This window comes from Nocardia sputi, assembly GCF_023501985.1.
In genome coordinates, this window is record NZ_JAMFLC010000002.1 from 384,207 (window position 1) to 401,822 (window position 17,616).

Sequence of the window (17,616 nt, forward strand, 5' to 3'; positions counted from 1 at the left end):
TCAGTCGCTGAGCTCGTCGAGCAGGCGCTTGGCCTCCTCGAGCTCCGCCTGTAACTGCTGCACCTTGGCCTCCTGCACCCCGCGCAAGGCCTCCAAGACCCCCGCGACCACCTCGGCGACCTCCGGATGCAGGATCTTCGCCGCCTGCGCGACCGCGGAACCGGCGACCGGAAGGCCGCGCAGGGTGCGCTTCTTGCCGCTGACCACGTCGATGGACCACTCGCCGTCGGCGGTGCCGGTCAGCGTCACGGTGACCTCGGGCGCCTTGGCCTTGCGCGCGGCGGCCGCCTTGGCCGGCTTGGCCGCGGCAGCCGCCGGCGCCGGCTTCCCCGCACTGTCGGCGCGGCTCGCCGGGGCCTCCACCGGCTTCGGCGTTGCCTGCGGTGCGGGGGCGCTCGCCTCGACGGGCTGGGTCGCGGTGCTCGTCGTGGACGGCGACTGGGTCACAGGGGATTCCTTCCTTGTTGTCGACTTCGGCCCGGTGGTGGGGCCCGCGGCCCCTCGGGGCGGCTTGGTCAAGGTGACCTCGGTGGGAGAGAAGGACAGCACATCCTTCGATCCGGTCGGCCGGACCTGCAAGAAGTCACCGTCGGCCGGGTCGCCGAGCGCGATCACCTTGCCCGAGCGCCCCTCCGGAACGCCGACCGCGGCGGCGGTGAACCACACCATGGGCGGACGGCCACCGGCGAGGTCCGCGGCGATCTGTTGAATTTCGCTGTCCGACAAGGGCTGCGGCTTGGTTCGTGGGGAGGGCATGGTGACTCCGAGCGATTTCGTGGTTGGCTGCGTGCACAGATGATGCCCCACGCCGCCGACAGATTCTGCGGCCACCGTCGAATCGGGTCGGCGGACGGCGCGGCCCGGGCTATCAGCGAATATTTGGCAACACTCGCCGCCCACCCGTGAGCAGCGCCCCTCCCGCTCGCTTTGACACTCGCGCGTGTCACATGATCTGATTCCGGCGAATCGGTTTGCCAGCACCGGCTTTCCGGCGCCGACCCGCAGCGGTCCGCCCCGAACCGGTATCTGGAACGGGGCGACCAGGGGGGCCAGATGACCCATGCGCGGCATTCGGCGGTGCTCGCCGCCGCACCACTACACACCGATCTGCTCTTCGGCGCGGTCGCGGTCACCGTGCTCGCCGCCGGTGTGATCGTGATCGCGATGATCGCCGGAACCCGCGGGCCTGGATCGCATTTCGACGCCCGGAACCGCTACGGCGAGCCGGTGCGCCCCGCACGGGAAGCTCGGCCGCCGCTCGAGGAGCCGCCACACTCCTCGGCGACGAGTCCACCCCGGCGGGAACCATCGTTCATCGAGCGGTCGGCGCCTGAGGGGGAAACGGCGAACACCGCGCCGACGAGGTCGTCGCCTCCACCCTCCCCACGGGCGAACCAGCGCGACGTACCGTTCCTCGTCGGCGCCGCGGCAGGTGTCGTCGCGGTGCTCGGTGGCATCTCCTGCCTGGTTCTCATCGTTCCGGTGGCGGCGGAGGACGCCACCCGGGCGGCCGCATCCGATCCGCTGGCCGAAGCCCGTCCGGGCGAGTGCGTGGCGATATCCGCTTCGCGGGCGTCCGGGCACGACACGGTCGACCTGGCCCCCGTCCCCTGCGAGACATTGCCTGCCAACTTCCGCGTGCTACAGACCGGCACCTGCACCGACCCGCGAGTGGAGCGCGAGCACCGGGGCGCCGATGCCGCCGGATACGAGCGGTTCCGCTTGTGCCTTGCTCCCGACTGGCAGGCCGGTACCTGCTACGACGTCACCGACTGGCACGTGCCGAGCAAGGTGGACTGCGCCCGGGTCGGCAAGAAGATCGTCCGGGTGAACGCCGTCCTGCCCTACACCCCGGACGCCGCCGCTTGCCCACGCGACGCGGAAGGCGCCGGCGCGGTCGGGTGGGCGCAGCGGGGAATCACGCTGTGCCTGCGCGGCTCCGACCGGCCCGACGAGTAGTCAGCTCGCCGCGGCGGGCGCACGCAGCGCTGGGAACCAGATGTCGGTGAGCACCTCGACAGCCTGCTCCGCCGAGACGTCGATGGTGCCCTGCATCGCCCATCGGGTGAAGAACCGTTCCAGTTGCGCGACGAGAAGTTCCACCCGCAACCGCGCTTCGTCCCGCCGCTCGGCCGGCCAACCGGCGAGGTAGGCGGTCATCGCGTTGGGCAGGGCGAGGATGCCGACGCGGGCGATCTCGCGAAACTCCGGTTCCAGCGCGGTCGCCTCGTCCCAGGCGGGCAACAGGTCCTTGTACTCGTGGAACCACTCGATCGCGCGGGTCATCCAGTCGGCGAACTCGGCGCGCGAACCGGTCTCGAGCACCCGGTCGAGGTCCTGATAGAAGTGCAGCGCGGTGGGCGCGGTGCCCTGCTCGGCGATCGCACGCAGGATCTCCAACTTGCCCGCGAAGTGCAGGTAGAACGTGGCGCGACTACAGCCGACCGCGGCGGCGATGTCGTCCACCCGCACGGACGCGTAACCCCGGGCGGCGAACAGCTCCTTGGCCGCCGCCATCAAGCGGGCCCTGGTCTGCTGTTTCTGCTCCTCCCGCAGGTTCGTGTTCGCGTTCGTGCGCATGGTGAACAGCTACCTCGTATCCGTGAAAAGCGTGCTTACGTGCGGCTTCCGCCGAGCGAGTCTATGCGCGAGCCGCATGAATAGACATTGTGTCACTCACTAGACGTCAAGTCTACCGAGTGTTATTTTGTTGCCTACGTCACTCCGGCGCTCGACCCGCGCCGGACGGTTCGGCCGTCGTCGGCGGCTCTTCCCATGCGAGGTCAGTGAATGACGTCAACCGCACTCCCCCGGGTCTGTGTGATCGGCGCGGGCCCTTCCGGCATCACCGCCGCCAAACGACTGCACGACCACGGCATCCCCTTCGACTGCTTCGAGGCGTCCGACGACGTGGGCGGCAACTGGTACTTCAAGAATCCCAACGGCATGTCGGCCTGCTACCAGAGCCTGCACATCGACACCTCCAAGTTCCGGTTGGCGTTCGAGGACTATCCGGCGCCCGACGAATGGCCGGACTTCCCCCACCATTCGCAGCTGTTCCAGTACTTCCGCGACTACGTGGACCATTTCGGCATCCGCGAACGGATCGTGTTCAACACGAAGGTGACCGCGGCCGAGCGCAGCGCGGACGGCCGCTGGCTGATCACCACCAGCGAGGGCCGCACCACGGACTACGACGCGCTCATCGTCTGCAACGGGCATCATTGGGATCCCCGGATCCCGGACTACCCGGGTGAATTCGACGGCACGCTACTGCACAGTCACGCCTACAACGACCCGTTCGATCCCGTCGACATGCGCGGCAAACGCGTCGTGGTGGTCGGCATGGGCAATTCCGGCTTGGACATCGCCTCGGAGCTGTCGCAGCGGTTTCTCGCCGCGAAGCTCTACGTTTCCGCTCGCCGCGGGGTCTGGGTGCTGCCGAAGTACGTCAACGGCAAGGTCGGTGACAAGCGCTCGATGCCCCGGTGGATGCCGCCGAAGCTGGGCCTGCGGCTCAAGCAGCGTTTCGTCCGCAAGTATCGCGGCAAGATGGAGGACTACGGGCTGCCCGAACCCGACCACCTGCCGTTCGAGGCGCATCCGTCGGCAAGCGAGGAGTTCCTGCACCGCGCGGGCTGCGGCGACATCACGTTCAAGCCCGCGATCACCGCGCTGGAGGGCTCGCGGGTGCGCTTCGCCGACGGCAGCGTCGAAGAGGTCGACGTGATCGTCTGCGCCACCGGATACCGCATCTCCTTCCCGTTCTTCTCCGATCCCGAGCTGTTGCCCGACAGCGACAATCGATTCCCGCTGTTCAAACAGATGATGAAGCCCGGCATCGACAATGTGTTCTTCCTCGGTCTGGCCCAGCCGCTACCCACGCTGGTGAACTTCGCCGAGCAGCAGAGCAAGCTGGTCGCCGCCTACCTGACCGGCCGTTACCACCCGCCCTCGGAACAGGAGATGCACGCGGCCATCCGATCCGCGGAAACGGCAAGGACGGGCCGCTACTACGACTCGCCCCGGCACACCATTCAGATCGAATTCGAGCCGTACGTGCGAGACATGCGGCGGGAATTGGCGCGCGGGGCGAAACGCGCGGCCGCCGCGGGATACGCGCTGCCGGTTCCGGCCCGGGCTCTGGAACACGTGTGAGGCGGCGATGACCACTACCACGGGAACCGCCACGTCGGGGTTCTGCGCCGAGCGATTCGCGCGGGTGCGAAGGGAACTGGAGACCCGGCTCGCCTCCGGCGACGAGCTGGGCGCGTCGATCTGCGTCACGGTCGACGGCGAACCGGTCGTCGACCTCTGGGGCGGATACCGCGACCCCGAGCGCACCGCGCCGTGGACCGAGGACACCTTGGTCAACGTCTTCTCCCTCACCAAGACCATGACCGCGCTGTGCGCGCTGCTGCTGGTCGAGCGCGGCGAACTGGACGTGCACGCGAAGGTGGCCAGGTATTGGCCGGAGTTCGCGGCCAACGGCAAGAGCGACATCGAGATCCGGCATCTGCTCGCGCACACCTCCGGCGTCTCGGGGTGGGAGCCGCCGATCGAGCTGACCGACATCTACGACGCCGAAGCGTCCGCCGCCCGCCTCGCGAGCCAACCGCCGTGGTGGCAGCCGGGCACCGCGTCCGGGTATCACGCGCTCGCCTACGGCCACCTGATCGGGGCGATCATCCGCCGCGTCACCGGACGCTCGCTGGGCGAGTTCTTCGCCGACGAACTCGCCGGGCCACTGGGCGCGGACTTCCACATCGGCACGGCGGCCGAACACCACGGGCGGATCGCCACCTTGATCCCGCCCACCGTGCCCGAATTCGACATGGCGACGCTCGACCAGGACAGCGTGCTGGTCAAGACCCTCACCAGTCCGCTGCTCGACATCGCCGAAACCGCGAGCGCCGGATGGCGGCAGGCCGAGATCGGAGCGGTGAACGGCCACGGCAACGCGCGCTCGGTGGCGCGGGTGCAATCACTGGTGTCCTGCGGCGGCGAACTCGACGGACGGCGGCTGCTGTCGGAGCGGACGATCGAGCTGATCTTCCAGCAGCAGTCCGACGGTGTGGATCTCGCGCTGCTGCTGCCACTGCGTTTCGGCATCGGCTACGGTCTGCCGCAGCGGCAGACCGCCCCTGAGGTGCCCGAGGGCCGAGTCTGCTGGTGGGCCGGGTACGGCGGTGCGATGGTGGTCAACGACCTCGAGCATCGCACCACGTTCGCCTACACCATGAACCGGATGGCCCCGGGGTTGATCGGCTCCGAGCGTGCCGACGCCTACCTGCGCGCGACGTTCGCGGCGGTGCGCGGATGATGCGGGCGCTACAGCTCACCGGGCCGGGTGTGCTGGAACTGCGCGAGGTGCCGATCCCGCAGATCGGTCCCACCGACCTGCTGCTGCGCGTAGGCGCGGCAGGCATCTGCCATTCGGACCTGCACGTGCTGCACATCCCCTTCCGGATGCGCGAGGAGCCGTTGACTCTCGGCCACGAGATCGCGGGCACCGTCGAGGCCGTCGGCGACGGGGTCGGCGGCCGCAGGGCCGGTGAGCGCGGCGTCGTGTACCTGTGCTGGTCGTGCGGGGTCTGCCGGGAGTGCGCCGGGGGCAACGAGAACGTCTGCCGCGCCGCTGGCCGCACCGCCATGCCGCCCTGCCCCGGTCTGGGGCCGGATGGCGGGATGGCGGACTACGTCCGGGTGCCCGCGAGTTCCTTCGTGCCGATCGGCGACCTCGACTTCGCCCAGGCCGCGCCGCTGGCCGACGCCGCGCTGTCGAGCTATCACGCCATCCGCGGCGCGCGCGAGCAACTCGGGCCCGGGTCGGTGGCGGTGGTCATCGGGATCGGCGGGCTCGGTCACGTCGCCGTGCAGATTCTCGCCACGACCACGGCGGCGCGGGTGCTGGCCGTCGACGTGAGCGCCGACAAGCTCGAACTCGCCGCGCGGTGCGGCGCGGCGGAGAGACTCACGGCGGGCGACGACACCGCACGCGAGATCCTCGACCGCACCGAAGGCCGCGGCGCGGACGCGGTGTTCGACTTCGTCGGCGTCGACGCGACCGCACGGCTCGCGGTGGAATCGGTGGCGCCGAACGGGGCCTACCGGATGATCGGCCTCGGCGGCGGCGCGCCGGAGATCACGGCGGCCCCCGCGGGCGGGCCGGGCTGGCCGTGGGGCGCGTCGGTCCGAAAATCCTACGGCGGCACCAAATCCGACCTGATCGACTCCGTAACCCTGGCTATGTCGGGCAAGCTACGCGTCGAGGTGGAGCGCTACCCGCTGGCCGACGGCCGCGACGCCCTCGACCGGCTGGAACGCGGCCTGGTCACGGGCCGAGCGGTTCTGGTCCCCGAGCAGTGACCAACCCCAACTCCTGTGCAGTGACGAGGAAGTACCCGATATGACAAAGCCCTTCGACCCGCAGGCGTTCGTGGCGCAAGCCGCCGCCCGGCTCACCGGCCCCGGCGGTCGATTCGAGATGGTGATCGAGGACGTGCTCGGCGCGCCGATGCCGGTCCTGCGCCACCGCAAGTCCTCGCTGCGCGAAGTGCTCGCCGACGCGGTCGCGCACGGCGATCGGGACTACCTGGTCACCGCGGACCGCAGGATGTCCTTCACCGAGCACGCCGCCGCGGTCGCGGCACTGGCCACGGCCCTGCGGGATCGATACGGCGTCGGAAAGGGCGACCGCATCGGCATCCTCGCGGCGAACACGCCCGAGTGGGTGCTCACGTTCTGGGCGGCGCAAGCGCTCGGCGCGATAGCGGTGGGCTACAACGCGTGGTGGGCGCCGCGCGAGGTCGCCTACGGCGTCGAGCACACCAGCCCCGGCGTCCTCGTCGTGGACGCGAAACGTGCCGCGCTGGTAGCGGAACTCGACATCCGGATTCCGGTGCTCACCATGGAGCACGACGTACCCGCGCTCATCGCCGGATACCGGACCGACGAGCTGCCCTACACCGAGATCGACGAAGACGAACCCGCGGTGATCCTGTACACCAGCGGCACCAGCGGACGGCCCAAAGGCGCGGTGCATTCGCACCGGAACCTGGTCGCGGTCGCCGACTACCACGTCTTCAACGATGCCCTGGCCGCCGCGCTCACCGGGGCGGGCGAACTGCCCAGCGGGCGGCGCTTCCTGGTCACCTCACCGCTGTTCCACATCGCCAGTCTGCACAACCTCGTGGTTCCCCGGCTGGTCACCGGCGACGCGGCGGTGATCCACCAAGGGTCGTTCGACGCCGACCGGGTGCTGCGCCTGATCGAGACCGAGCGGATCACCAACTGGGGCGCCATGCCGACCATGGCCACCAGGATGCTCGAACTCGACCTGTCCGGCTACGACCTGTCCTCGCTGGCCGCGTTCTCGTTGAACTCGGCGCCGTCCTCGGCCGCACTGCAACAGAAGCTGCGCGATCAGCTGCCCGTCGCGCGCAACGCGCTGGTGACCAGCTATGGGCTGACCGAATGCAGCACCGCCGCGACGCTGGCGAGCCCGGCGGAGCTGGCGGCGTTCCCGGACACCGTGGGGCGACCGGTCGTCGGGGTCACGCTGGAGATCCGCGACAGCGCGGGCAACGCGGTACCCGAGGGCACCGAAGGCGAGATCTGCGTGCGCAGCCCCTATGTGATGCTGGGGTACTGGCAGGACGAGGCGGCGACCACCGCGGCCATCACCGCGGACCGCTGGCTGCGCACCGGCGACATCGGGGTGCTGGAAGACGGCAGGCTGCGCTTGTCCGGACGCCGTTCGGACCTGATCCTGCGCGGCGGGGAGAACGTCTATCCCACGGAGATCGAGCAGTGCCTCGAGGAGCATCCCGCGGTGCGCGAATGCGCGGTCCTCGGCGTGCCCGACGCCGACCTCGGGCAGCAGGTCGCCGCCTTGGTCGTGGTCGACAGCGCCACGCCGACCACTGAAGACGAGCTGCGCGCGTTCACCGCCGAGCGGCTCGCCTACTACAAAGTGCCTGCCCGCTGGCGGCTCACCACGACCCCACTCCCGCGCAACGCGACCGGCAAGGTCGTGCGCACCGATCTCGAGGTGTGAATCCATGTACGACACCGTCATCGCCAACGGCCGCTGGTTCGACGGCACCGGCGCGCCCTCCGCGGTCCGGCACCTCGGCATCCGGGACGGGCGGATCGCGGCCGTCTCCGCCGACCCGATCGACGACCCGGCCTGTCCGAACGTCGTGGACGCCACCGGCAAGTGGGTGATCCCCGGCATGATCGACATCCACACCCACTACGACGTGGAAGTGCTCCAGCATCCGGCGCTGACCGAGTCGGTCCGGCACGGCATCACCACGGTGCTGCTGGGCTCGTGTTCGTTGTCGACCGTCCACGTCGGCGCCTCCGACGCGGGCGACCTGTTCGCGCGGGTCGAGGCGATCCCGCGCAAGCACGTCGTCGCGGCGGTCGACGCGCACAAGACCTGGCGCTCGGCGCACGAGTACGCGGCCGCGCTGGAAGAACTGCCGTTGGGCCCGAACGTCGCCGCGTTCATCGGGCATTCGGATATCCGGGCGGCCGAGATGGGGCTGGATCGCGCGACCCGCGAGGACGTGCGGCCCGATGCCGCCGAACTGGCCGGAATGGAGGCGAAGCTGACCGAGGCGCTGGACGCGGGTTTCGTCGGGATGTCCTCCCAGCAGTTGATGTTCGACAAACTCGACGGCGAGGTGTGCCGATCGCGCACCCTGCCCTCCACCTACTCGACCAGCCGGGAACGGCGCAGGCTCAACGCCGTACTGCGACGGCGCGGCCGGGCGCTGCAAGGCGGGCCCGACGTGTCACGGCCGCACAGCCTGATCACGATGGCCGCCGCCAGTCTCGGCCTGTTCCGAAAGCCGCTGAAGGTCAGTCTGCTCTCGGCTGCCGACATCAAGGCGATTCCCGGCGTCGTGCACCTGTTCCCGCTGATCGCTCGGGTGCTGAACGCGCTCGGGGCCGACTTCCGCTGGCAGCACCTGCCGGTGCCCTTCGAGGTCTACGCCGACGGCATCGACCTGGTGGTGTTCGAGGAATTCGGTTCCGGCGCCGAAGCGTTGCACCTGGCCGACCAGGTGGACCAACGGCGGGAACTACTGCGCGACGAGGCCTATCGTCGCCGATTCCGCGCGGATTACGACAAGAGATTCGGCCCGAGGGTGTGGCACCGCGACTTCTTCGATGCGCGGATCGTCGAATGCCCCGACTCCACGGTGATCGGCAAGACCTTCGGCCAGGTGGGCGCGGAACGCGGTGGCACACATCCGGTGGACGCGTTCCTGGACCTCGTGGTGGAGCACGGCGGCAAGGTCCGTTGGCGTACGACGATCTCCAACCATCGACCCGAAGTGCTCGATCGGCTCGCCGCCGACCCCGGCGTGCAGCTGGGCTTCTCCGACGCGGGGGCGCATCTGCGCAACATGGCGTTCTACAACTTCGGGCTCCGCTTCCTGCGCCGGGTGCGCGACGCCGCGCGAGCGGGTCGCCCGTTCCTGTCCGAGGAACAGGCGGTGCACCGGCTCACCGGCGAACTCGCGGACTGGTACCGCCTGGACGCCGGGCACCTGAGGGTGGGCGACCGAGCCGATGTGGTCGTCCTCGATCCGGCGCGCCTGGACGATTCGCTCGACGACTACCACGAATCGCCGATCGCCCCGTTCGACAACCTGTCGCGGATGGTCAACCGCAACGACGACACGGTCACCGCGGTGTTCGTCGGCGGCGTGCCGGTCTTCGGTGACGGCGCTCCGGCCGCGGTACTCGGCACCAGCCGCACCGGCCGGTTCCTGCGCGCGTCGACCTCCGCACGGTGATCCGATCGCGCTGATCGGCCCGGTCGGCCACGTAGAATCCCAAGGACACGGCGGCTCGTTCGCCGGCCGTCCGTAGGGAGTCGACGTGGACGTTTTCCAGCATCGGGGCCGGTCCGTCGTCTTCGACCGCGCAGGCGCCGGGTCGCCGGTGGTGTTCCTGCACAACGCGGGCGCGCAACGCCGTATCTGGGACGACCAGGTCGCGGCGCTGCGCGACGAGCACGAGATCTTCGCGCTCGATCTCCCCGGATACGGCCGGTCCGACCAGCCCGCCACGGGCTACCGGCTCACCGACTACGTCGACATGCTCACCGCGTTCCTCGACGCCCACGACCGCACCGACGTGGTGCTGGTCGGCAACTGCCTCGGCAGCGCGACCTCTCTGCGCTACGCCATGGACCGTCCGGACCGGGTGCGCGCGCTCGTGTTGATCAATCCGCTCACCTGGGACACCGTCAGCTCGGGACAGTCGGCGGGCCTGGCCTGGCTCGACGCGCGGCTGCCGCTGGCGCCGCTGGCCCGCCGCATCAGCCTGCCGGGCCCGGTGGTCTCGCTGATCGTCGGCAATCAGCTCGGCCCGCGCGGTCGCGGCAGGGGAAGCCAGCACGAGCCACGCGTGCGGGCGCATTGGACCGACCGGGGCAGGCTGCAAGCCCTCCACGACTTGGTGCAGGACTTCCCGTCCTACCGCGCGCTCGACGGGTTCGACCCGCCCGCCGGCTTCCCGCCGATCTGCACGATCTGGGGGCGGCGCAACCGCGTCCTGTCGGCGAGGGCGGGCGGGCGGCTCAACCGCAAGCTGCGCCCGCACACCGCGGTGGAACTACCGGACTGCGGTCATCTTCCGATGGTGGAGGCCCCGGACCAGGTGAGTTCGATCATCACCGGCTTTCTCGCCGCGACCGCCGTGCCCGCGCGGGAGCGGCCCGACGGCCGCTGAGCGGCGTCAGAGCGCAGCGGCGGTAGGGCAGAGTTCCGGGAAACTGGCGGAGCGCACTCCGCATCCGGCGCATTCGAACGTCATGCCCATATCGAGCATCCACTGAATGCGGGTATGGCATGTCTCGCAGAGGAAGTCCACCCCCGCCGGGTGGCAACAGGACCGTTTACGGATGAACCATTCCGCGCGGTGCCGGCAGGGCACGGAATCGAAGCGGAACGTGCACCTCGGTGCGGCGGGTAGCGCGGCGACGATGGCTTCGAAAGCCGTTGTCGCCGTAGAAATATTCACAGCAGATACCTTTCGGCGGGGAGAGCGGGACCGCAGGCCGGACGCAGCCGCGGCGCCGTTACTCCTGGATCGATCTCCTTCCGGCAGCCGTTACCGGATGAGGCGGCCTTCACACGGCGGCGGACCGGCTTGTTTGGTCATCGAGCGCGCGGGAATCCGATTTGTGACTACATCAAGGGAAGGGGTTTTGTCATGTTGTTGCGCCGACTCGCCCGGCCGCTACTGGCCACCGCGTTCGTCGTAGATGGGGTCGATACGCTGCGGCGCCCGGACGAGCGGGCCAAGGCCGCGAGCGAACTGCTGCAGCGGGGACAGCGACAGCTTCCCGACGAGGTTGCCGCCAAGTTGCCATCGAACCCCCACACCGTCGTCCAGATCAACGCCCTCGCCCAGGTGAGCGGCGGCGTTCTGCTGGCGCTGGGTAAGGCGCCGCGCTTGGCCGCCTTGGTGCTCGCGGCGACCGTGGTGCCCTCGGCCGTCACCGAGCAGGACTTTTGGAACGAGCAGGATCCGGCGCGCAAGTCGGCGAAGCGCACCGCGTTCCTCAAGGACCTCGGCCTGCTCGGCGGACTGATGATCGCCGCGGCCGACACCGAGGGCAAGCCGTCGCTGGGCTGGCGCGGCCGCCGGGCCGCGCGCGACGCCGCCGCCGCGGTCACCGCCGCACTGCCGTTCGGCGCGACCTCGGAGGGCGCGACCGGCGCTGCGCTGCGCAACTACGCGCACGAGGCCGCGGAACGGGCGCGTGCGCTCGGATCGGTCGCCGCGAGCAAAGGCACGGAACTGGCCGAAACGGCCCAGCGTCGTGGGCCGGATTGGGCGGAGGCGGCCAAGGAACACGGCAGCGACCTGGCCGAGACCGCGAAGGTGCACGGCTCGGAATGGGCCGAGATCGCCAAAGAGCGCGGCACAGATCTGGCGGAAGTCGCCAAGGAGCGGGGCTCCGAATGGGCCGAGATCGCCAAAGAGCGCGGCGCCGACTGGGCGGAGGTGGCCAAGGAGCGCGGCGCCGACTGGGCGGAGGTCGCCAAGGATCGGAGTGCTCATCTCGCGGAGGTGGCCAAGCAGCGCGGGGCGGAACTGGCGGAGATCGCCAAGGAACGCAGCGCTGAGCTGGCCGAGCGCGCAAAGCACCGCGGACCCGAGATCGCCGAGGTCGCCAAGGAGCGGGGCGCGCTTACCGCGCGACTGGCCCGCCGGCGGGGAGCGAAGACAGCGCACGCCGCCCGTGAGGCGGTCGAGCGTCGCCGCTGAGCGGCGGACGGGCGGCGGCGGACTTCGATCGGCCGGCGCCCGTCAAGCGGTTTCGTCGTAGCCGGGTGCGAGGGCGGCCTCCAGCGACCGCACCCGATGGAACCGGTCGGCCAGTCCGGTGACCTCGATGACTCGGTCCACCGGCCGCACCCGGGTGATCAGCGCCATCCGGCGGCGCGTCCGCGTCACCTCGGCCTGCGCCTCGACCAAGACGCTCAGCCCGGCCGCCGCGAGGAACGTGACCGGCGAGAGGTCGAGCACGAGGACGGCCGCACGGCGGGCCGGGCCGCTCGCCAGCTGCGCGCGAAGCCGGGGTGCGGTGGCGACATCGATCTCGCCCGCCACCATCAGCATGGTGACGTCAGGGCGTGGTCGGCACACCGAAAACCGAAGCGGGCCGGTCCGTTCGGTATCGCGGAACATGCGCTGACTCCTGGCCGGAAGCTGGCAGTGCACAGACCTTGTGCCTCCAGTGAAGCATGGGTGCGCTCGGTCTGTACAGCAGCGCGACGACGCGAACTGCGTTCGCGGCCAGACCTTTCCAGCGGACGGGAGCGCCGCTAGGAGGTATTCGCGCTGCCGCCGCAGGAAATGGTGACAGCCTCCCCGTTGAAGTGGCGGCCGTGCTCGGAGACCAGCAACAGCACCGCTTCGGCCACCTCGGCGGGCTGGATCAAATCGCCGTTGGGCGGGCCGGATTCGATGATCGCCATCCAGTCCTCCTTGGTGGGATTCTCCTTGTCCGGCACCATGAGCCGCCAGGTCGCGGGGTTCTGGATCATGTCGGTGTCCACGCCGGAGGGCAGCAGGGCGTTCACCGTGATGCCGTACTGCGCCACCTCCAGCGACAGTGACTTCACCAGGCCGAGCACGCCCCACTTGCTCGCCGCGTAGTGCGCCGCGTTGCGCACGCCCATCTTCGCCACGATGGACGAGGTGGCCACGACCCGACCCCAGCGGCGCTCGATCATGTGCGGGACGATCGCGCGGAAGCTGTGGAACACTCCGGTCAGGTTGGTGTCGATCATGTCCTGCCACAACTGCTCGTCCATCTCGGCGACGGGTGAGTCGGATGCGATACCCGCGTTGGCGATCAGGATGTCGATGCGGTCGAATTCCTCGAGCGCGCGCTCGGCGACCGTCCGCATCTGTTCCAGGCTGCGCACGTCGGCCTGCACGGCGATGCAGCGGCGGCCGGTCCGCTCGACCAGCGCGGCGGTCTCGGCCAAGTCGTCGAGGGTGCTCAGAGCGTAGGGAAGGCCGGGCAACGGTGCGGCGATATCGCACACCACGATGTCCGCCCCCGCCTTCGCCAGCGCCACGGCGTGCGCGCGGCCTTGTCCGCGGGCGCCACCGGTGATCACCGCTACCCTGTCGTCGAGATTCCCCATGGCGGGTCCTTCATCGGTTCGGTACCTGCTTCGGCCGCCACTCATCGTGTCACGGGCGCGCGGCGTGAACTCCCGATTTCGGGGCGGGCGTGCCGCACAGGGGTCGATTTCCCAAAATTGGGAACCGACGACCGGGTGATCGTACCCCGACTTGACCATCCGCACGCGACGCCGCACGTCCGCGACCTGCACCGACAGTAGCGGATTGCCGAATTCCGCAGGGGCAGTGGAACAATGGTTCCGGTCTCTGCACCGAGGCGGGCACGGCCACGGCACGGACGAGCCGACCCGACTGCGGCAGGGAGACCACATGCATCCATTCCGACCCGGTCCAGCGACCAACTGTGCGCGATGTACGCTGCGCCCAGAACGACCCCGCCCGTGCCGACGCATCGTTCCTGGCACGGTCCGGCGCATCCACAATGGTTCCTGGGGGCCCGATGACCGATTGTGAGTATTTTCCCGTGGATCTCGACCGACAGCTCGACGCCGAACCCACCGACCACGACAGCAGCGTGGCCGAACGGATCACCAGCCCGCGGCTGCGCAGGCTGCTACACACGGTCATCGGCCTGTCCGAGGATTCCGTCGATCTTCTGACGACCATGACCACGCGCCTGCGTGCCGCCGAGGGCATGATCCTGCGCGACCCGCTCGACGACTGCTGACCCGCGCGCGGGCGGGCGCGACCGCGCCGTCCACCCCGCGGCGGCACGAGCGGTCGCCGTGCAGGTTGCCGAACCGGCAACGATATTTGCCGAATCGGTCGATTCGTCGGATCGTGGAACGCATGAGTGCGATACACCACCACGCCGACCGGACGACACCGACGACGGTCGAGTACTGGGAGACCTTCTACGGCGAACGCGAGCGGGTCTGGTCGGGACAGCCGAACTTCCTGCTGGTACGGGAGATCGAAGGGGTCACCCCCGGTACGGCACTGGATCTGGGCTGCGCCGAAGGCGCCGACGCGATCTGGCTGGCCGAGCGCGGCTGGCGGGTCACCGCGGTGGACGTGTCGGAGACCGCGCTCGGCCGCGCCAGGGCGCAGGCGGCACGACAGGGACTTACCAGCGAAATCGATTGGCAGCGGCACGATCTCGCCCACACCTTCCCGCCCGGACGGTTCGATCTCGTCACCGCGCAGTATCTGCACTCACCGCCCGCCGAGGACGGTGAGCGGATGCGGATCCTGCGCCGCGCCGCCGAGGCGGTGGCGCCCGGGGGTCTGCTGCTGATCGTCGGGCACGCGGAATGGCCCTCCTGGGTCACGGAACCGCCCGCCCACGTGCACTTTCCGACCACCGCCGAGGTGCTCGCCGGCCTCGCGCCGGACCCGGCCGAATGGCAGGTCGAAGTCGACGAGCTCGCCGAACGCGAGCACGCGGGCCCCGAGGGACAGCCGGGCACCCGAAAAGACAACATCCTACGAATTCGCCGCACCCGATCACCGCGCAAATAACGGGCGAATATCCTTGCGCTGAAACCGAATTCGAAAGTCTACCGCGTACTGTTAACTCTGATATTACTCAGGATTCACGGCGTCGATACCGTTTTCTAGCTACTGTGGACGGTGCCTACAGAGCGGTGGGAATCGAGAATCTCACGTCGGTCGGGGGGATAGTCGCCCGTAGGAGAGCTCCCAGTGAAGTATTCGGTATGCGCTCGCGTTCTAGGCCCATTGACGCTTGCTCTCAACAACCACAACGCGACGCCGACTGCACAGAAGCAGCGGCAGTTGCTCGCATTACTCTTGGTCCGGCACGACACGGTCGTTCCGGTGACGACACTGATCGAAGAACTATGGAACGACGATCCCCCGCGCAGCGCGGTGACCGTCGTGCAGACATATATTCTCGGAATTCGCAAGAAGATGGCCGAGCAGCTCAGGATGGGGCAGGCCGAGGTGGCCGAACGCTTTCTGCGCACCCGCAGCAAGGGCTACTCCTTCGACGTCAAGGATTGCGTGTTCGATCTGCGCGACTACCAGTCCATGTCCGCGGCGGCCCGGTGCGCGGCCAAGACCGGAGACGACCAGCGCGCGGTGGATCTGTTCAGCGCGGCCGAAGCGCTGTGGAGCGGGCCGGCGCTGGTCGACGTGGAGGGCGGCCATCCGCTCGCCGCGGAGATCTCGCATCTGGACCACCTGCGGCTGACCAACGTCGAACTGCGCGTGGAGGCGGAATTGCGCCTCGGCAGGCACCGCGAGGTATGTCCTGACCTCGCGCGGCTGACCATGCAACATCCGTTGCACGAGCGGCTGCAGGCGTACTACATGTTCGCCTTGTCCCGCTCTGGGCAGCGTGCCCGCGCTCTGGCCTCCTATCAGCAGTTCAGCAGGTGCATGCAGGACGAACTGGGGCTGGACCCCTGCCAGAAGCTGCAGAAGCTGCACCAGGACATCCTGGCCGCATCCGACGTCTCGGTGAGCGCGATGCTCAACAGCCGGCACGCCGGTTATCTGATCGGGTGGTCCTCCCCCGAGTTGCGCGCCGCCGCCGAGCCCGCCTGACGCCGCCGCGGCGTCCGTCCGGCGCGACGCGCGTCGCGCCGGGCGAAGTCCGGTCGCGCTCACTCCCGCCCGAGGATCTCGTCCACCAACCCGGTGGTATGCGTCGCGGCGCGCATGGCAGGGTGGTCGAGCACCTCGCGCAGGAAATCCCGAGTGGTGGCGACGCGGGCGCCGGAGATCCGGAAATCCTCCAGCGCTCGCCGCATCCGGGCGAGCGCCCGGTCGCGGTCCGGCGCCCACACCACCAGTTTGGCCAGCAGCGAATCGTAGTGCGGAGGTATCGAATAACCGGCGTGCGCATGCGTGTCGACGCGTACGAAAGGCCCTCCGGGTGGCGTGAATTCCGCCAGGACCCCCGGAGCGGGCGCGAATTCGGCGGCAGGGTCTTCGGCATTGATCCGGCATTCGATCGCCGCACCGCGCAGGACGATGTCATCCTGCGCGAAGCCGAGCGGGTGCCCCGCCGCGACCCGGATCTGTTCGGCGATCAAATCGATGCCGGTCACCATCTCGGTGACCGGATGTTCCACCTGAATTCGGCAGTTCACCTCCATGAAATAGTAATTTCCGTCCCGGTCGACCAGGAATTCCACGGTTCCCGCTCCGACATAGCCCGCTTCGACCACACCGCCGACGGCAGACCTGCCCATTGTCTCGGCAAGCCCTTCCGGCAGCAGCGGAGCCGGTGATTCCTCGATCAATTTCTGATGCCTGCGCTGTACCGAGCAGTCGCGTTCACCCAGATGCACGCCGTTGCCGTGACCGTCGCACAGCACCTGGATCTCCACGTGCCTGGCCGCGGCGAGGTACTTCTCCAGGTACACGCGGCTGTCGCCGAACAGCATTCGCGCCGTCGCCCTGGTCTCTTGATAGGCGCGCGGGAACGCCGCGCTCTCGTGCACCACCTGCATGCCGCGTCCCCCGCCGCCCGCGGCCGCCTTGATGATCACCGGGAAGCCGATCGAATCCGCGAGTGCGTGGGCCTCGTCGAGCTCGAGCGGGTCGAGGCTGCCCGGCAGTAACGGCAGGCCCGCTTTCGCCATCAGGGTGCGCGCCGACTGCTTGTCGCCGAGCTGAGCCATCACCTCGGCGGGCGGCCCGATCAGCGTGACGCCCGCCGCCCGGCAGGCGTCGGCGAAATCCGGTGACTCCGAGAGGAATCCGTATCCGGGATGGATCGCCTCGGCGCCGGTGAGCTCGGCGGCGGCCAGGATCCCCGCGGCGTTCAGATAACTGCGTTTGGCCGCGGAGGGGCCGATCTGCACCGCTTCGTCGGCGAAACGCACCACCGCCGAATCGGCGTCGGCGACCGAGTGCACCGCCACGGTGCGCACGCCGAGTTCACGGCAGGTGCGCGCGACGCGCAGCGCGATCTCGCCGCGGTTGGCGATCAGGATCTTCTCGAACATGGCC

Annotated in this window: 16 protein-coding genes; 11 read left to right on the forward strand and 5 right to left on the reverse strand. The window is 69.2% G+C overall.

The window, feature by feature from the left end; genetic code table 11:
* The gene (locus tag M8859_RS04390; protein ID WP_195069425.1) at nucleotides 1–756 is read right to left on the reverse strand and encodes a DUF6319 family protein; all 756 of its coding nucleotides are present in this window, start codon (nucleotides 754–756) and stop codon (nucleotides 1–3) included.
* Nucleotides 757–1,053: 297 nt separating this feature from the next.
* Between M8859_RS04390 and M8859_RS04395 the strand changes: the two genes are divergently transcribed.
* Nucleotides 1,054–1,959 carry a hypothetical protein gene (locus tag M8859_RS04395; protein WP_249643885.1) on the forward strand — a complete coding sequence of 302 codons (906 nt, stop codon included), beginning with the start codon at nucleotides 1,054–1,056 and terminating at the stop codon, nucleotides 1,957–1,959.
* Here the strand turns inward: M8859_RS04395 and M8859_RS04400 are convergent, their stop codons facing one another.
* Entirely contained in the window at nucleotides 1,960–2,580 is a 621-nt protein-coding gene (locus M8859_RS04400; RefSeq protein WP_195069427.1) for a TetR/AcrR family transcriptional regulator, read from the reverse strand.
* A gap of 210 nt (nucleotides 2,581–2,790) precedes the next feature.
* Here M8859_RS04400 and M8859_RS04405 point away from each other — a divergent pair, with 210 nt between their 5' ends.
* From M8859_RS04405 to M8859_RS04435, 7 genes are all read left to right on the forward strand, one after another.
* The gene (locus tag M8859_RS04405) at nucleotides 2,791–4,158 is read left to right on the forward strand and encodes a flavin-containing monooxygenase (protein ID WP_195069428.1); all 1,368 of its coding nucleotides are present in this window, start codon (nucleotides 2,791–2,793) and stop codon (nucleotides 4,156–4,158) included.
* Nucleotides 4,159–4,165: 7 nt separating this feature from the next.
* A complete protein-coding gene (locus M8859_RS04410) occupies nucleotides 4,166–5,323 on the forward strand; it encodes a serine hydrolase domain-containing protein (RefSeq protein ID WP_195069429.1) in 1,158 nt (385 codons plus the stop codon).
* Entirely contained in the window at nucleotides 5,323–6,369 is a 1,047-nt protein-coding gene (locus tag M8859_RS04415; protein WP_195069567.1) for an NAD(P)-dependent alcohol dehydrogenase, read from the forward strand. The genes M8859_RS04410 and M8859_RS04415 overlap by 1 nt, the downstream gene beginning before the upstream one ends.
* Before the next feature lie 40 nt (nucleotides 6,370–6,409).
* Nucleotides 6,410–8,059 carry a steroid-24-oyl-CoA synthetase gene (gene casG, locus M8859_RS04420; RefSeq protein WP_159920913.1) on the forward strand — a complete coding sequence of 550 codons (1,650 nt, stop codon included), beginning with the start codon at nucleotides 6,410–6,412 and terminating at the stop codon, nucleotides 8,057–8,059.
* Between the two features lie 4 nt (nucleotides 8,060–8,063).
* Nucleotides 8,064–9,815 (forward strand): N-acyl-D-amino-acid deacylase family protein, encoded by a 1,752-nt coding sequence (locus tag M8859_RS04425; protein WP_195138910.1) that lies wholly within the window; start codon nucleotides 8,064–8,066, stop codon nucleotides 9,813–9,815.
* Nucleotides 9,816–9,900: 85 nt separating this feature from the next.
* Nucleotides 9,901–10,755: an alpha/beta fold hydrolase gene (locus M8859_RS04430; RefSeq protein WP_159920909.1), complete on the forward strand. Its 855-nt coding sequence runs from the start codon at nucleotides 9,901–9,903 to the stop codon at nucleotides 10,753–10,755.
* Nucleotides 10,756–11,238: 483 nt separating this feature from the next.
* Nucleotides 11,239–12,300: a DoxX family protein gene (locus tag M8859_RS04435; protein ID WP_159920907.1), complete on the forward strand. Its 1,062-nt coding sequence runs from the start codon at nucleotides 11,239–11,241 to the stop codon at nucleotides 12,298–12,300.
* A gap of 42 nt (nucleotides 12,301–12,342) precedes the next feature.
* Here M8859_RS04435 and M8859_RS04440 read toward each other — a convergent pair whose 3' ends face one another.
* Complete coding sequence (locus M8859_RS04440; RefSeq protein ID WP_159920905.1) at nucleotides 12,343–12,723, reverse strand: STAS domain-containing protein; 381 nt, start codon at nucleotides 12,721–12,723, stop codon at nucleotides 12,343–12,345.
* A 137-nt stretch (nucleotides 12,724–12,860) separates the two neighbouring features.
* Complete coding sequence (locus M8859_RS04445) at nucleotides 12,861–13,691, reverse strand: mycofactocin-coupled SDR family oxidoreductase (RefSeq protein WP_249643886.1); 831 nt, start codon at nucleotides 13,689–13,691, stop codon at nucleotides 12,861–12,863.
* A 464-nt stretch (nucleotides 13,692–14,155) separates the two neighbouring features.
* Between M8859_RS04445 and M8859_RS04450 the strand changes: the two genes are divergently transcribed.
* The 3 genes from M8859_RS04450 to M8859_RS04460 all read left to right on the forward strand — a co-directional run bounded on the left by M8859_RS04450 (nucleotide 14,156) and on the right by M8859_RS04460 (nucleotide 16,203).
* The gene (locus M8859_RS04450; RefSeq protein WP_159920901.1) at nucleotides 14,156–14,359 is read left to right on the forward strand and encodes a hypothetical protein; all 204 of its coding nucleotides are present in this window, start codon (nucleotides 14,156–14,158) and stop codon (nucleotides 14,357–14,359) included.
* Nucleotides 14,360–14,481: 122 nt separating this feature from the next.
* The gene (locus M8859_RS04455; protein ID WP_249643887.1) at nucleotides 14,482–15,153 is read left to right on the forward strand and encodes a class I SAM-dependent methyltransferase; all 672 of its coding nucleotides are present in this window, start codon (nucleotides 14,482–14,484) and stop codon (nucleotides 15,151–15,153) included.
* A gap of 183 nt (nucleotides 15,154–15,336) precedes the next feature.
* The gene (locus tag M8859_RS04460; RefSeq protein ID WP_195069432.1) at nucleotides 15,337–16,203 is read left to right on the forward strand and encodes an AfsR/SARP family transcriptional regulator; all 867 of its coding nucleotides are present in this window, start codon (nucleotides 15,337–15,339) and stop codon (nucleotides 16,201–16,203) included.
* Between the two features lie 59 nt (nucleotides 16,204–16,262).
* Here M8859_RS04460 and M8859_RS04465 read toward each other — a convergent pair whose 3' ends face one another.
* Nucleotides 16,263–17,612: an acetyl-CoA carboxylase biotin carboxylase subunit gene (locus tag M8859_RS04465; protein WP_159920895.1), complete on the reverse strand. Its 1,350-nt coding sequence runs from the start codon at nucleotides 17,610–17,612 to the stop codon at nucleotides 16,263–16,265.
* Between the last annotated feature and the right edge of the window lie 4 nt (nucleotides 17,613–17,616).